The sequence below is a fragment of the Enterobacter cloacae complex sp. IR5428 genome (genome assembly GCF_049238585.1).
In the GTDB taxonomy this organism is placed as follows: Bacteria; Pseudomonadota; Gammaproteobacteria; order Enterobacterales; family Enterobacteriaceae; genus Enterobacter; species Enterobacter intestinihominis.
The window spans coordinates 256,650-270,649 of sequence record NZ_JBMKHV010000004.1; the positions used below are offsets into that span (position 1 = coordinate 256,650).

General features: G+C 55.5%; 16 protein-coding genes. 7 read left to right on the top strand and 9 right to left on the bottom strand.

Features of this window, described 5'->3' with window-relative positions; genetic code table 11:
- Positions 1–81 precede the first annotated feature (81 nt).
- A complete protein-coding gene (gene ypfM, locus ACOTXC_RS07730) occupies positions 82–141 on the bottom strand; it encodes a protein YpfM (protein ID WP_100181659.1) in 60 nt (19 codons plus the stop codon).
- A gap of 387 nt (positions 142–528) precedes the next feature.
- On the opposite strand from ypfM, the gene ACOTXC_RS07735 reads away from it, so the two are divergent.
- The 3 genes from ACOTXC_RS07735 to ACOTXC_RS07745 are packed head-to-tail and all read left to right on the top strand — an operon-like array spanning position 529 to position 2,238.
- A complete protein-coding gene (locus tag ACOTXC_RS07735; protein ID WP_045309148.1) occupies positions 529–885 on the top strand; it encodes an ArsC family reductase in 357 nt (118 codons plus the stop codon).
- A gap of 3 nt (positions 886–888) precedes the next feature.
- Positions 889–2,016, top strand: a complete 1,128-nt coding sequence (dapE, locus tag ACOTXC_RS07740) for a succinyl-diaminopimelate desuccinylase (protein WP_017383496.1) — start codon at positions 889–891, stop codon at positions 2,014–2,016.
- A gap of 24 nt (positions 2,017–2,040) precedes the next feature.
- Positions 2,041–2,238, top strand: coding sequence for a YpfN family protein (locus tag ACOTXC_RS07745; protein ID WP_000383991.1), 198 nt, complete (start codon positions 2,041–2,043; stop codon positions 2,236–2,238).
- Positions 2,239–2,276: 38 nt separating this feature from the next.
- Here the strand turns inward: ACOTXC_RS07745 and ypfH are convergent, their stop codons facing one another.
- The 6 genes from ypfH to dapA all read right to left on the bottom strand — a co-directional run bounded on the left by ypfH (position 2,277) and on the right by dapA (position 8,734).
- Positions 2,277–2,972 carry an esterase gene (gene ypfH, locus ACOTXC_RS07750; protein WP_421767540.1) on the bottom strand — a complete coding sequence of 232 codons (696 nt, stop codon included), beginning with the start codon at positions 2,970–2,972 and terminating at the stop codon, positions 2,277–2,279.
- 73 nt (positions 2,973–3,045) lie between these two features.
- On the bottom strand, positions 3,046–4,992 hold the full coding sequence (locus tag ACOTXC_RS07755) for a tRNA(Met) cytidine acetyltransferase TmcA (RefSeq protein ID WP_421767541.1): 1,947 nt from the start codon (positions 4,990–4,992) through the stop codon (positions 3,046–3,048).
- Positions 4,992–5,861: a neutral zinc metallopeptidase gene (locus ACOTXC_RS07760; RefSeq protein ID WP_022648970.1), complete on the bottom strand. Its 870-nt coding sequence runs from the start codon at positions 5,859–5,861 to the stop codon at positions 4,992–4,994. The genes ACOTXC_RS07755 and ACOTXC_RS07760 overlap by 1 nt, the downstream gene beginning before the upstream one ends.
- Positions 5,862–5,981: 120 nt before the next feature.
- The gene (gene purC / locus ACOTXC_RS07765) at positions 5,982–6,695 is read right to left on the bottom strand and encodes a phosphoribosylaminoimidazolesuccinocarboxamide synthase (RefSeq protein WP_001171626.1); all 714 of its coding nucleotides are present in this window, start codon (positions 6,693–6,695) and stop codon (positions 5,982–5,984) included.
- Between the two features lie 109 nt (positions 6,696–6,804).
- Positions 6,805–7,839, bottom strand: a complete 1,035-nt coding sequence (gene bamC / locus ACOTXC_RS07770) for an outer membrane protein assembly factor BamC (protein ID WP_022648971.1) — start codon at positions 7,837–7,839, stop codon at positions 6,805–6,807.
- Between the two features lie 16 nt (positions 7,840–7,855).
- Complete coding sequence (gene dapA / locus ACOTXC_RS07775; protein ID WP_003860542.1) at positions 7,856–8,734, bottom strand: 4-hydroxy-tetrahydrodipicolinate synthase; 879 nt, start codon at positions 8,732–8,734, stop codon at positions 7,856–7,858.
- Between the two features lie 145 nt (positions 8,735–8,879).
- Between dapA and ACOTXC_RS07780 the strand changes: the two genes are divergently transcribed.
- Both ACOTXC_RS07780 and bcp read left to right on the top strand, forming a co-directional pair.
- Positions 8,880–9,449, top strand: a complete 570-nt coding sequence (locus tag ACOTXC_RS07780) for a glycine cleavage system transcriptional repressor (protein ID WP_000213743.1) — start codon at positions 8,880–8,882, stop codon at positions 9,447–9,449.
- Positions 9,449–9,919, top strand: coding sequence for a thioredoxin-dependent thiol peroxidase (gene bcp / locus ACOTXC_RS07785; RefSeq protein WP_022648972.1), 471 nt, complete (start codon positions 9,449–9,451; stop codon positions 9,917–9,919). The genes ACOTXC_RS07780 and bcp overlap by 1 nt, the downstream gene beginning before the upstream one ends.
- A gap of 97 nt (positions 9,920–10,016) precedes the next feature.
- On the opposite strand, the gene ACOTXC_RS07790 is transcribed toward bcp, so the two are convergent.
- On the bottom strand, positions 10,017–11,081 hold the full coding sequence (locus ACOTXC_RS07790; protein WP_003860546.1) for an AI-2E family transporter: 1,065 nt from the start codon (positions 11,079–11,081) through the stop codon (positions 10,017–10,019).
- A gap of 220 nt (positions 11,082–11,301) precedes the next feature.
- Here ACOTXC_RS07790 and bepA point away from each other — a divergent pair, with 220 nt between their 5' ends.
- Both bepA and arsC read left to right on the top strand, forming a co-directional pair.
- A complete protein-coding gene (bepA, locus tag ACOTXC_RS07795; RefSeq protein WP_003860547.1) occupies positions 11,302–12,765 on the top strand; it encodes a beta-barrel assembly-enhancing protease in 1,464 nt (487 codons plus the stop codon).
- Positions 12,766–12,778: 13 nt separating this feature from the next.
- Positions 12,779–13,135 (top strand): arsenate reductase (glutaredoxin), encoded by a 357-nt coding sequence (gene arsC, locus ACOTXC_RS07800; protein ID WP_022648973.1) that lies wholly within the window; start codon positions 12,779–12,781, stop codon positions 13,133–13,135.
- On the opposite strand, the gene ACOTXC_RS07805 is transcribed toward arsC, so the two are convergent.
- The gene (locus ACOTXC_RS07805) at positions 13,132–13,956 is read right to left on the bottom strand and encodes a hypothetical protein (RefSeq protein ID WP_022648974.1); all 825 of its coding nucleotides are present in this window, start codon (positions 13,954–13,956) and stop codon (positions 13,132–13,134) included. The two genes, arsC and ACOTXC_RS07805, sit on opposite strands and share 4 nt — an antisense overlap.
- Between the last annotated feature and the right edge of the window lie 44 nt (positions 13,957–14,000).

Sequence of the window (14,000 nt, forward strand, 5' to 3'; positions counted from 1 at the left end):
AGGCCGCCTTTTTATTGTGTGATTCTTTCACACTATGGTTATTTTAGTTAATTAAGTGCTCTTGCATTTCTTACCGGAAATTCATTTACGAAGCATGCCTTCGATAAAATCTTTCCAGTTCCCCAGTTCATGTTCAATCATAACAACCTCTCTTATTATTATGTGCATTCTACGAAAACGTATCATCATTGTGAAGCCACTTTAACCGATTGCTGTGATTGAGCCTCGCTGTGCAGGTAGGTTTAGGATCACTATGAGCGTTGACGGGTAAATTTTATGTGACCTACAGCAATATTTTGAAATAGTCAGAAAAATGACAGCATTTTTAATTTCCCCCTGAGTTTATTGGCAATTTATACAGAGTGGACAACTATGCTTAAAAGATGGAACACTATTCAGCGTACAGCTGTTCGTTGAATTATGGAGAATTGTAAATCACGAAAAATTCCGAATATGTTATATTCCACTTAAGGATATATCTTCGAAAATATTGAACTTTTAATCCACACAAGAACAAAAGGATTCACTATGGTTGTGATGTACGGCATTAAGAATTGCGATACGATTAAAAAAGCCCGCCGCTGGCTGGAAGCACACAACATCGACTATCGCTTCCATGATTACCGTGCCGACGGGCTTGACCCCGCGTTTCTCCATTCCGCCATCAACGAACTGGGCTGGGAAGCGCTGCTGAACACCCGCGGGACCACCTGGCGAAAACTGGATGAATCTCTCCGGGCCACGATCAACAACGCCGACAGCGCAGCCAAACTGATGCTTGAAATGCCGGCAATCATCAAACGCCCATTGCTCTGCAAGCCAGGTCAGCCTATGCTGCTGGGTTTCAGTGAAACCCTTTATTCAGATTTATTCGTTGAGGTGTAGTCTATGTCATGCCCGGTCATTGAGCTGACTCAGCAGCTTATTCGCCGTCCTTCCCTTAGCCCGGACGACGCAGGTTGTCAGGCATTAATGATTGAACGCCTGCGTGCCATCGGTTTTACCGTCGAGCACATGGATTTTGGCGATACGCAGAACTTCTGGGCATGGCGCGGTCAGGGGGAGACGCTGGCGTTTGCCGGACATACCGACGTAGTTCCCGCAGGCGACGCAGACCGCTGGATCAACCCGCCTTTTGAGCCAACCATCCGCGACGGCATGCTTTTCGGACGAGGCGCTGCGGATATGAAAGGTTCCCTGGCTGCGATGGTCGTGGCGGCAGAGCGTTTCGTCGCCCAGCATCCGAACCATAAAAACCGTCTTGCGTTTTTGATTACCTCCGATGAAGAAGCCAGCGCCCACAACGGCACCGTGAAGGTCGTTGAGGCGCTGATGGCGCGCAATGAACGTCTGGACTACTGTCTGGTGGGCGAACCGTCCAGCACCGAAGTGGTGGGCGATGTGGTGAAAAATGGCCGCCGTGGATCCCTGACCTGCAATTTGACTATTCATGGCGTGCAGGGCCACGTTGCCTATCCGCACCTGGCGGATAACCCGGTACACCGCGCCGCGCCGATGCTGAACGAACTGGTGGGCATTGAATGGGATAAAGGCAACGAATTTTTCCCGCCAACCAGCATGCAAATAGCCAACATCAAGGCCGGCACCGGCAGCAACAACGTCATTCCCGGCGATCTCTTCGTCCAGTTTAACTTCCGCTTCAGCACCGAACTGACCGACGAGATGATAAAAGCGCGCGTGATTGCGCTGCTAGAGAAATACCAGCTGCGCTATACCCTCGACTGGTGGCTGTCTGGCCAGCCGTTCCTGACGCAGCGCGGTAAACTGGTGGATGCGGTAGTGAACGCCATCGCGCACTATAATGAGATTAAGCCACAGCTGCTGACAACGGGCGGCACGTCTGACGGACGCTTTATCGCCCGCATGGGCGCACAGGTTGTCGAACTGGGTCCGGTTAACGCGACGATTCACAAAATCAATGAATGCGTGAACGCTGCCGATTTACAACTGCTGGCCCGCATGTATCAACGTATTATGGAGCAGCTCGTCGCCTGACGGGTGCTTAAAGAGGATTAGCGAATGGACTGGCTTTCAAAGTACTGGTGGATTCTGGTGTTGGTGTTTCTGGTAGGCGTGCTGCTTAACGTGATTAAAGATCTCAAGCGCGTTGACCACAAAAAGTTCCTTGCCAACAAACCGGATCTTCCGCCGCACCGTGATTTTAACGACAAGTGGGACGATGAAGACGACTGGCCGAAGAAGGACCAGAAGAAGTAATCGCTCTGTTTTCCCTCTCCCTAAGGAGAGGGGAAACCTCACATAAACTCGACGATATCATCATCATTCGGCTTACCGCCGCTGAGCGCTTCATCAAAGTAGTGCTTAGGTACGGTATAACGCAGATGATTGAGCGCGAACTGCATGCTGCGATCGTCAATGGCATGCCCCAGATCGTCCACGATATCCAGCGTCACATCCCCGCCTTCACGCATCAGCGCGTCCTGGGCCGCAACCGCATGCGAAAGCTCAATTACCCGGTCTTCACCCCCATGAATGAGATGGATCGTGGTCTGCGTGGTCGCGCTTTGCGGTAACGTCGCAAAACGCCCGTTGAAGGCAATAACGCGGGACACCAGTCCGGGCTGCGCTTTTACGCTTTCCAGCGACATGATTGAGCCCTGAGAGAAGCCAATCAGCGCTGTTGCATTGGCACCTACGCCGCTCTGCTGCTGCCAGTAACGCACGATATCGATAAAGGCTGGCATAACGGCATCAATACGTGCCTGACGATTTTCCTCCGTCACGCCCTCGACGGAAAACCACTGCCGCCCGTCCGGACCGCAGGGCTCCACGCCGCCGATACTGACGATCAGCGCGTGTGGGAAAACGGGTGCAAACCAGCTGCCAATCTGTCCCATATTGACGGCATTGTCGCCCACGCCATGAAACAGAAGCAGTAGCTGATTAGCAGGTGTATCCGGGCTTTGCACAACAAAATGGTCATGTTTCATGGCGATCTCCTTAATTGTTAAGCAGGATTTTACGCCTCTGCGGGGTAATGACCATGCCACTTTACTGAAGAAGTCATTGAAAAAATTGCCATTGCAAAATGTCGGCTTTCAGCCGCTGGCTACGGGAGTAATCAAGCCTTTCAAGCGCGTGAGCGGTTTCCTCGCGTAGCTTCGCCAGCAACGCTTTGCGCCCGAAATCGTGTGTATTCCCTTCCATTTTCCCGCGCAGCGCCGGGAGCGGCATATCCACGGCTAACAACAATCGCGTTAGCGCCGCAACCGAGGTTGAAAACGCCCGGTGCGCAAAGGCAAACCCCGCCAGCTCCAGCCAGTCGTCACTATTAAGGGTAGCTTCCCATGCATCCATCACCGGGATCTTTTCGCCATTCCAGGCCGACAGGACGCGCATATCACGACATAAACGCTGATGCGCCTCTTCGCAGAGCTGATGCCCCGCCTCGCTCAGCGGCAGCAACGTCATCGCCGTATAGCACCCGCTGCTGGCCTCCCGGTGGCTGCCCATTCGCACCAGCACAAACCCGCACTGCCGCCAGAAACGCCACAGCTCGTCGGTATAGCCAAAGCTGACCGAGAGATAATCTTCTCCGCTGGCACTGCGGATCAGCCCCTGGCCGATGCCTTCCCGCTGGCGATGAGGATGAACCGCAATACGGCTGACGCGTCGGCCTTTCAGCGTCGCCGCGAGAGGCGATCCGCCGTGCGCCGCCAGCGACTGTGCCACCAGATTTCCACGCGGCCGACGAAACCCCGCCCACACCGCGCGACTAAGCTCTGGGGATAAGCCGCCCTCCTCCACCAGCCAGAGAGCACCGGCGAGGGTTGAGTCGGTTTCAGCAACGGTAAAATGCTGTCCCGGCGCGTCCATCATCCGGCGTAAATCGAGGGGGGACGTCCGGTAGTGCGCGGCACACAGCAGTTCATACACGCCTGCCCCGCGCGCCGGATCGCTCTCCCACACCCCGGGCTCCAGCGACGTTAAACTTACCTCCCCTGCCGGTTTGCGATCGATAAGCGCATCGTCGAACAGCAGCGCGTTCGCCACGATTCGCTCAAGAGGACATCCGGCAGCCCAGCGTACAGGAGTTGATAAGGTATATCGCCGCAGACCGCTGAACCGGGCGCAGAACTTCAGCAGGAATCCCCTGCCCGTGCCTTCATAACCCTGCACCGTAGTGGTCAACAACACGCGGGAAAAGCGCATCGTCAGTTTCTCGAGCAGCGGGCCGGGGATGGCGGCCGCCTCATCGACAATCAGCCAGTCAGCTTCTGTTGTGGAGGCCAGCAGCGCATCCGGGGCCATAAAGTGAAAATGTTCCCGGGCGAAACGCGCGATGACATCCGTCGCCCCTTTTGCCGGTGCGGTCACTACAGCACTACCCTGAATGCCGTTGAGCAACATGCCCGCCAGGGCGGACTTTCCTCGTCCGCGCGGGGCCGTCACGGCAGCCACGCCAGCAGGCATGGTCAGAAGCGCATCGAGGATCGCAGCCTGCTCGCGCTGCGGTTCACCGCTGGCGGGCTGCCAGGCGGGTAAATCTGGCGCAACGGGAAGGCACAGCGGACGATGTTGATGCCAGACGATAGCATCTGAATCGGCGGCCAGCGTCCGGCAAAAATGGTAAACAAAGTGCGGGGTGGCGATCGGCTCTGCGCTGTCGCTCCAGCGTAGAGAATCCGCGTCGGGCCTGTTAGCCCAGACGGAGAACGGCGGCACCAGCAGCACCAGAAGGCTTCCGGCGCGCAGGGTCCCGCTGAGGGCGGCGAAGGCCGAGACGTCAAACCCGCGACGCGCGTCAAAAACGGCGTGCAGATATTCACGTCCCAGCAGGCCGCTGATGGCCTTAGAGGGGTTTTCCTCCAGCCACAGCCAGTCTCCTGGTAACGTATCGCGCAGGATGGTCGCCTGGCTCAACGTCCACGCTTCATCGCCGCTAAGCACCACCAGCCGGCGGTGCCCGGTACGCTGAAGCTGGTTAACCAGCTGTTCAACCCCCAACATCACATAGCTTTGCCGAAGGTATTACACTGCGACGGGTTGCCGCTGTCAAAGCCACGCTTAAACCAGCTGTAGCGCTGCTCTGAGGTGCCATGGGTAAAGCTGTCCGGCACAACGCGCCCCTGGCTTTGCTGCTGCAAGCGATCGTCACCAATCGCCTGTGCGGCATTCAGGGCCTCTTCCAGATCGCCTGTTTCCAGCACGCCCTGCTGCTGCATGCTGTGTCCCCAGACGCCAGCGAAGCAGTCGGCCTGAAGCTCCATGCGTACGGAGAGATGATTCACCTCCGCCTGAGACGCATTCTGCTGCATCTGACGCACTTTAGGTTCAATGCCGAGGAGCTTCTGCACATGGTGGCCGACTTCATGCGCGATCACGTAGCCCTGGGCAAAATCGCCGTCGGCGCCCAGCTTGCTTTTCATGTCGTCATAGAAGGAGAGATCGATATAGACGGTGCTGTCCGCCGGGCAGTAGAACGGCCCCATAACGGACTGCCCGGTGCCGCAGCCGGTGCGGGTTGCTCCCCGGTACATCACCAGTTTTGGCGGCTGATAAGTCCGCCCCATTTTCTCGAACTGCTGACCCCAGGTATCTTCGGTCGTCGCGAGAATAACGGAAGTAAATTTCGCCGCTTCATCTTCATTCGGGCTGATGGAGCGCTGAGAATACTGCTGCTGTTGCCCGGTTTCACCGGTCATCAAACCGGTCAGGTCGACACCGTAGTAGCCCGCTACCAGCACGACGACCAGCAGAATAATACCGCCCTTGCCGCTGGGTAACCGGAAACCTGGCCCGCCCATAGACGGACCACCGCCACCACTGCTGCGTCTGTCTTCTACGTTGTCACTTTCACGACGCCCTTGCCAGCGCATAAACACCTCGAACTATTCCATTTATAATAGCTATGATCGTAGGCGGTTAATGAAAGGATTACCATAGTAAACAAGGATAAGACGCCAAAGGATGCCAACATCCTTTGGCAAATGCGCAGTTTAGTCGAGCTTAACGCCTAAACGGTGAGCAACCGCTTCGTACGCTTCGACCACGCCACCCAGACTCTGGCGGAAACGGTCTTTGTCCATTTTATCCAGCGTCTCTTTGTCCCACAGGCGGCTGCCGTCAGGAGAGAACTCGTCGCCCAGCACCACTTCGCCTTTGTACAGACCGAACTCCAGCTTGAAGTCGACCAGGATCAGGCCCGCGTCATCAAACAGCTTTTTCAGCACGTCGTTGGCTTTGTAGGTCAGTTCCTGCATGCGCGCCAGGTTCTCTTTGCTGACCCAGCCGAAGGTTTCGCAGTAGGATTCGTTGACCATCGGGTCATGCATGGCGTCGTTTTTCAGGAACAGATCGAACAGCGGTGGATTCAGTTCGATACCCTCTTCAATGCCCAGACGCTTCACCAGGGAGCCTGCGGCACGGTTACGGATCACGCACTCAACCGGCACCATATCCAGTTTTTTTACCAGACATTCCGTATCGGACAACAACGCTTCCATCTGAGTCGGGATACCGGCTTCGGCCAGTTTGGTCATAATGAAGTGGTTGAACTTGTTGTTCACCATGCCCTTACGATCGAACTGCTCAATGCGTGCGCCGTCTCCTGCTGACGTATCATTGCGGAATTCGAGCACCAACAGATCCGGGTTTTCCGTGCTGTATACGGTTTTCGCTTTGCCACGATACAACTCAGCTTGCTTCTGCATCTTCATTACTCCTGGTGTGATGATTTGTATTCAAAACTGGCTATATTATGCCACGCACACGTTTGCGTGGCACGAAAATAAAAAGGGCTGGATCAACCAGCCCTCACTATTATTTGCTGAATGCGGCCTGGAAGGCAGCGACCAGCGCATCGTTCTGCGCCTGGGTCAGCGTGTGTCCTTTCGGATCGATAAACTGCAGGCTGCTGCGGTTATCGAGGTCGCCGACCTGGATTTTGTAGTCACCGGAAGGCAACTGTGGATCGCTTGCCCCCAGCTCCTGCCAGGCACTTTCAGACAGCGGCTTATAGGTCGCTGTGATGCTGCCCGTTGAACGGGTGCTGTCGGTCACCTTCATGCCCACTTTTTCCAGCGTGGCTGGCAGACGCTGCCAGGTCTGGTTAAACGGCGCACGCACCACCAGCATTGGCAGGCCGGTATCGTCTGCACCGCTCTGCACGTCAAACGTTGAGCCGTTACGGTTCTGCGCGGCGTTTGCGGCATCAGCAGCGTTCTTATCCAGACCCGCTGCAATCACGTTCAGCATTTCGGTACTGTACCGCTGCATGGCGGACGGATCGGCAACCGGTTTACCTGCCTGCTCAAGATTCAACAGCTTAACGGTAACCGCCTGCTGATAACCCTGCGGCTTAACGGAGACTTGATAACGACCACGATACTGCTGGTCTTCATCGAGACGGTTCCACTCAATCCAGTCGGTGGTTAAGGTCTGGCTGGCGTCGTCGCGTTTATCAATCGTATAGTTTTTCGACTGAATGACGCTCACAACCTGCGGCCACAGCGTGGTACCGCGTGCGCTTTCCACCAGCAGAGAAGCTGTATCACCGGTGAACTGCGTGCGCGCGCCACTCACCAGCGCCAGAGGCTGAGCTGGCGGACGAATATCGAGCGCTTTACCCACCAGGCCGCTGCCGTTGGTAACCGGAATATTATAATCACCGTTCTGGATCGGCAGGATCATGCCGGCAGGCGCGTGAAGTTCAGCAAGCGGCGGCGCATCCAGATAGGATTCATCACCGCTCACCTGGCGCTTGTAGCGCGAGTCTGAACTACAGGCAGCGAGGAGCATAACAAGCGAAACACCCGCAACCTTGGCCAGGCGCGACTTCTGTACTGAATAAGCCATCAAATCTCCCTAAACTTTACAGCAAACCGGCATGCTTCAGCGCGCCAGCGACAATTTCACGACCATGGTCGGTAATCGGTGTCATTGGCAGACGCAGCGTGTCGGTTGCTACAAGCCCCAACTCCTTACATGCCCATTTCACTGGGATCGGATTGGGTTCGACAAATAATTTATTATGCAACGGCATCAGACGCTGATTAATCACGCGAGCTTCATCAAAGTGACCGGCTGCGGCCAGTTTGCACATGTCAGCCATATCACGCGCCGCCACGTTCGCCGTCACGGAAATAACGCCGTTACCACCGAGCTGCATAAAGTCCAGTGCGGTCGCATCATCACCGCTCAACAGGATAAAGTCGTCTGAAACCAGCTCTTTGATCTGATGAACGCGGCTTAAGTTCCCTGTCGCCTCTTTAATCCCGATAATATTTTTTACTTTCGAGAGACGGCCAACGGTTTCCGGCAGCATATCGCAACCGGTACGGGACGGCACATTATACAGAATTTGTGGCAAGTCAGTATGTTCAGCGATGGCTTTGAAATGCTGGAACAAACCTTCCTGAGTTGGACGGTTGTAGTAAGGGGTCACCGTCAGACAGCCAACAATGCCGCTGTCGTTAAAACGCTGAGTCAGGCTAATGGCCTCTGCCGTTGCGTTTGCGCCCGTACCCGCGATGACCGGAATACGCCCGTCCGCCAGTTCCAGGGTCAGCATCACAACGTCGCCGTGCTCTTCGTGGCTCAGCGTGGCGGATTCACCGGTAGTCCCTACCGAAACGATCGCCGAGGTTCCATTGGCGACATGGTAATCAATGAGCTTCTTCATGCTTGACCGGCAGACATTACCTTTTTCATCCATCGGTGTAACAAGCGCGACAATACTTCCCGTGAACATGAGCCATCCTCTGTGCGAACAAGAGCCTCAATGTTACGTTTGGAACTGTAATAAAAGCAAGCGACCTGAGGCTCTCAGGCGGTTGTATGCATGTTTTTTTTATGCTTTCCTTAGGAAGACTTAACCACGCAAAGGAAGAACAGGTTTGACAACCTCATCACAACATTACCTGGTTATCACTGCGCTGGGTGCTGACAGGCCGGGTATCGTGAATACCATCACTCGCCACGTGAGCAGCTGCGGTTGCAATATCGAAGACAGCCGGCTGGCTATGCTTGGCGAAGAGTTCACGTTCATCATGCTGCTTTCCGGAACATGGAATGCCATTACCCTCATCGAATCTACCCTGCCGCTGAAAGGCGCAGAGCTGGATTTACTGATTGTGATGAAGCGCACCACCGCGCGCCCGCGTCCGGCTCTGCCTGCCACAGTCTGGGTACAGGTTGAAGTGCCTGATTCACCTCATCTGATTGAACGTTTTACGGCACTGTTTGACAGCCATCAGATGAACATTGCCGAATTGGTTTCCCGCACGCAGCCTGGCGATGAAAACGCCATCCCGACGCTGTTTATTCAAATTACCGCCCACAGCCCTGCCTCGCAGGATGCGTCAAATATCGAGCAAGCGTTCAAAGCCCTCTGTACAGAATTACACGCGCAAGGCAGTATAAGCGTCGTCGATTATTCGCAGCACGAACAGGATGGAGTTGAGTAATGAACCCACTGAAAGCCGGTGATATCGCACCGAAATTTAGCTTACCGGATCAAGACGGCGAGCAAGTAAATTTGACCGACTTCCAGGGACAGCGTGTTCTGGTCTATTTCTACCCGAAAGCCATGACCCCGGGCTGTACCGTACAGGCCTGCGGTTTACGCGACAACATGGATGAGTTGAAAAAGGTCGGTGTGGAAGTGCTGGGCATCAGCACCGATAAACCAGAGAAGCTGTCACGTTTTGCGGAAAAAGAGCTGCTGAACTTCACGCTGCTTTCCGATGAAGACCACCAGGTTTGCGAGCAGTTTGGCGTCTGGGGTGAGAAGTCCTTTATGGGCAAAACGTACGACGGTATTCATCGCATCAGCTTCCTGATTGACGCTGACGGTAAAGTTGAGCACGTGTTTGATGATTTCAAAACCAGCAACCACCACGACGTGGTGTTGAACTGGCTGAAACAAAGCGCCTGATAAACAGCAAAACGGCAACCCAGGTTGCCGTTTTTAGTGTTTGCCCCCTCTCCCCGTGGGCTGAGGGTTGGGGTGAGGGCATCAGCCCGCACTAAATCTACTTCTCTTCCACCGCCGGCACATCCGGCCACGCGTGGACCACGGCTTTAATCAGCGTCGCCAGCGGAATGGCGAAGAACACGCCCCAGAATCCCCACAGCCCGCCGAAAATCACCACTGACAGGATAATCACCAGCGGATGCAGGTTAACTGCTTCTGAGAACAGCACCGGTACCAGCAGGTTCCCGTCCAGTCCCTGAATAATCAGGTATACGGCGAAACAGCTCCAGAACTCCGTACCCAGACCAAACTGGAACAGCGCCACACCGACTACCGGAATGGTCACCACAAACGCGCCGATATACGGGATCAGAACCGAGAATCCGACCAACACCGCCAGCAGCAGCGAGTAGTTCAGCCCGAAAATCACGAAGCCAATCCAGGTCGCCACGCCCACCACAATCATCTCCAGCACTTTGCCGCGAATGTAGTTGGTGATCTGCTGGTTCATCTCCTGCCAGACCTGTCCTGCGAGACCGCGATTGCGCGGCAGCACGCGGCGCACCGCATTCAGCATCTGCTCTTTATCTTTGACCAGGAAAAACACCATTAGCGGCACGAGAACAAGGTAAACCGCCAGCGTCAGCAACCCCACCAGCGAGGCCAGAGAGTATTTCACCACCGAGTCACCCATGGTCATGATGCGGGCGCGCATGTTTTCGGCCATCGCATCGATGATCCCGGCGTCCATCAGCGCAGGATAGCGGCGCGGCAGCGTGGCGGCAAAATCAGACAGTTTATTCAGCATGCCGGGCATGTCGCGGATCAGGTAGATCCCCTGTTGCCAGGCGATGGGCATCACCACGAAGGACATCAGCAGCAGAATGCCGACAAACAGCACCAGGACAATGCTGGTCGCCCAGCGTCGGGAACAGCCGATATGTTCCAGACGCGCGGTGGGCCACTCCAGCAGATACGCCAGCACAATTGCCACCAGAAGCGGTGCCAACAGGCCACTAAAGAAGAACAGGATACCGAATCCGGCAACCAGAATGACCAGCAAAGCAATGGCTTCCGGATCGCTAAACCGACGCCGATACCACTGCATTAACATTTCGAGCATACAACCCTTCCCTGAATCGAATGGCGGGAGTGAGACGGTGAATTGTATCTAACTGTCACAAAAAAGACTTTCCTTTTTGTTTCACTGTCAGGTTTCGCAAAACCCTGATGAATGGGATTTTCTTCATCTCTTAACACGGCTACACTCGCAGAGCAGCGGAGATGAACGTTATGCGGGTTCATCGGTCAAATTAGCACATCCAACATACAGGACAGTGGTTATGTTCAGGCAGTTGAGAAAAACACTGGTTGCGACACTGATTGCCGCCGTGACGGTGGGTCAGGTGTTGCCCGCTTTCGCTGACTCGTCCGATTCATTGCCGGACATGGGCACCACGGCAGGAAGCACGCTCTCCATCGGGCAGGAGATGCAGATGGGTGATTATTACGTACGCCAGCTGCGCGGCAGTGCTCCGCTGATTAATGACCCTTTGCTGGTGCAGTACATCAACGGTCTGGGGATGCGACTGGTGGCGCACGCAGACTCGGTAAAAACGCCCTTCCACTTCTATTTAATCAATAACGACGAAATCAACGCCTTCGCCTTCTTTGGCGGGAACGTGGTGCTGCATTCGGCGTTGTTCCGTTATTCCGATAACGAAAGCCAGCTGGCGTCCGTCATGGCGCACGAAATTTCGCACGTCACCCAGCGCCATCTGGCGCGTGCGATGGAAGATCAGAAGCGTAACGCCCCCCTGACCTGGGTGGGCGCGCTGGGCTCTATTCTGCTGGCGATGGCCAGCCCGCAGGCCGGGATGGCGGCGCTTACCGGGACGCTGGCGGGAACGCGTCAGGGGATGATCAGCTTTACCCAGCAGAACGAGCAGGAAGCAGACCGCATCGGCATTCAGGTTTTACAGCGTTCCGGCTTTGACCCGCAGGCCATGCCGAGCTTCCTGGAAAAACTGCTCGACCAGGCACGCTACTCGTCGCGCCCGCCTGAAATTCTGTTGACCCACCCGTTGCCGGAAAGCCGTCTCTCGGATGCGCGTAACCGTGCTAACCAGATGCGTCCGGTCGTCGTGCAGTCCTCGCAGGATTTCTACATGGCCAAAGTGAGAACGCTTGGCATGTACAACTCCGGACGTAATCAGCTCACCAGCGATCTGCTGGACGCGCTGGCGAAAGGCAACGTGCGCGAGAAGAACGCCGCGCAGTATGGTCAGGCACTCCAGGCGATGGAGGCCAGCAAGTACGATGAAGCGCGTAAAGCGCTACAGCCGCTGCTGGCGTCGGCGCCTGACAATCCGTGGTATCTCGACCTCGCAACCGATATCGATTTAGGACAGAAAAAAGCGACCGATGCGATCAACCGTCTGAAAGGGGCGAAAGACATTCGCAACAATCCGGTATTGCAACTTAACCTGGCGAACGCCTACTTACAGGGCGGCCAGCCCGGCGAGGCGGTGACCATTCTGAACCGCTATACCTTTAACAATAAAGATGACCAGAACGGCTGGGAGCTGCTCGCCCAGGCACAGGGGCAACTGGGTAATCGCGATCAGGAGCTGGCCGCGCGTGCGGAAGGTCTGGCGCTGGCGGGGCGCCTCGATCAGGCCATTTCCCTGCTAAGCAGCGCCAGCTCACAGGTGAAGCTCGGCAGCCTGCAACAGGCCCGCTACGATGCGCGAATCGACCAGCTGCGTGGCCTGCAACAACGCTTTAAGCCGTACGAGAAGATGTAATAAAGGAGAAGTCATGACAGACGCGGTAAAAATTTACCATAACCCTCGCTGCTCCAAGAGCCGCGAGACTCTGAATTTGCTGAAGTCTAACGACATCGATCCGGAAGTGGTGTTGTATCTGGAGACGCCCCCGGACGCGCAGACGATCCGCCAGTTGCTGAAGATGCTGAACATGGGCAGCGCACGCGAGCTGATGCGTCAGAAAGAAGATCTGTATAAATCGCTCAATCTGAACGATACCAGTCTCACTGAAGATCGGCTGATTCAGGCGATGGTCGACAATCCTAAGCTGATTGAGCGCCCGATTGTCGTGGCGAACGGCAAGGCGCGTATCGGCCGTCCGCCGGAAGACGTACTCGGGATCGTCTAATCGTTACGCCGCAGCGCTTCCAGAAACGCCTGCGGCGTACTCTCCCCCAGCTTTTTCTGCGCTTTTCCCCGGTTGAAAAATTCACACAGCTGGATCAACAGTTCTCCCGCCGGTTCACTATTCACGCGCGGAATGATCTCACGTAACGGCACGGCGACCTGAAGGGCAAGATAATACTGTGAATGCACTTTTACGGTGACGTTATGCTCCGGCAAGTTCACTTCTAGCCCAAAAGTCTCAATAGATTGAATATCAGCCGGACAGGCAGCCAGCACCTCGTTCGTCCAGCGGGTCAGCAACTGCGGCGAGACACCGGCATAAAGCCGGGCGTAGCACCAGCCGCTGACGGGTTCACGCGCCCAGAGCAGGTGTTGCTCCCCACCGTCGTCCATATGCAGCGATAGCGGCTGATGATGCAGAAGTAGCTTCTGCGGCATGATACCGGCCTTCAGTGCCTTTTTGCCCTGCAACGACGCCCCCTTTTGTCTTACCGAAGCCGGTTTGAGGTAGCGGTTCAGGGTCGCGCGGGAAACGGCGATCCCGAGTCCGTCATTCACCAGCAGCAGCAGTTCATCCAGCGGTGCCCCAGTGATATCCCGCAGGGCATTTATCAGTGCCGCCTGCTCTTGTCTCAATGCTTTGTGTATCACTTTTGGCGTTGTGTGGTTATCCGAAACCTGGTCGCGGTTGCGCCAGCGCCTGACGGTGGTGACCGAGATCCCCAGTTCAACAGCTAGCTCTCTGTCGCTTTTATCTGACTGCTGAAGATAGCGACGGATACGCGGTGTGGTGGTGGCGTTAGCATGCAGTTTGATTTCCATCGCGTCTCTCTCCGCAACTAATCTTATGAGATTTATAGTAGAAC

What these genes read in the sequence shown, in the direction of transcription:
- bepA (WP_003860547.1), top strand. Translation starts at nt 11,302, where the DNA reads ATGTTCAGGCAGTTGAGAAAAACACTGGTTGCGACACTGATTGCCGCC.
- ACOTXC_RS07760 (WP_022648970.1), bottom strand. Translation starts at nt 5,861, where the DNA reads ATGCGCTGGCAAGGGCGTCGTGAAAGTGACAACGTAGAAGACAGACGC.
- ACOTXC_RS07790 (WP_003860546.1), bottom strand. Translation starts at nt 11,081, where the DNA reads ATGCTCGAAATGTTAATGCAGTGGTATCGGCGTCGGTTTAGCGATCCG.
- ypfH (WP_421767540.1), bottom strand. Translation starts at nt 2,972, where the DNA reads ATGAAACATGACCATTTTGTTGTGCAAAGCCCGGATACACCTGCTAAT.
- purC (WP_001171626.1), bottom strand. Translation starts at nt 6,695, where the DNA reads ATGCAGAAGCAAGCTGAGTTGTATCGTGGCAAAGCGAAAACCGTATAC.
- bcp (WP_022648972.1), top strand. Translation starts at nt 9,449, where the DNA reads ATGAACCCACTGAAAGCCGGTGATATCGCACCGAAATTTAGCTTACCG.
- ACOTXC_RS07745 (WP_000383991.1), top strand. Translation starts at nt 2,041, where the DNA reads ATGGACTGGCTTTCAAAGTACTGGTGGATTCTGGTGTTGGTGTTTCTG.
- dapE (WP_017383496.1), top strand. Translation starts at nt 889, where the DNA reads ATGTCATGCCCGGTCATTGAGCTGACTCAGCAGCTTATTCGCCGTCCT.
- ACOTXC_RS07735 (WP_045309148.1), top strand. Translation starts at nt 529, where the DNA reads ATGGTTGTGATGTACGGCATTAAGAATTGCGATACGATTAAAAAAGCC.
- bamC (WP_022648971.1), bottom strand. Translation starts at nt 7,839, where the DNA reads ATGGCTTATTCAGTACAGAAGTCGCGCCTGGCCAAGGTTGCGGGTGTT.
- ACOTXC_RS07805 (WP_022648974.1), bottom strand. Translation starts at nt 13,956, where the DNA reads ATGGAAATCAAACTGCATGCTAACGCCACCACCACACCGCGTATCCGT.
- arsC (WP_022648973.1), top strand. Translation starts at nt 12,779, where the DNA reads ATGACAGACGCGGTAAAAATTTACCATAACCCTCGCTGCTCCAAGAGC.
- dapA (WP_003860542.1), bottom strand. Translation starts at nt 8,734, where the DNA reads ATGTTCACGGGAAGTATTGTCGCGCTTGTTACACCGATGGATGAAAAA.
- ACOTXC_RS07755 (WP_421767541.1), bottom strand. Translation starts at nt 4,992, where the DNA reads ATGTTGGGGGTTGAACAGCTGGTTAACCAGCTTCAGCGTACCGGGCAC.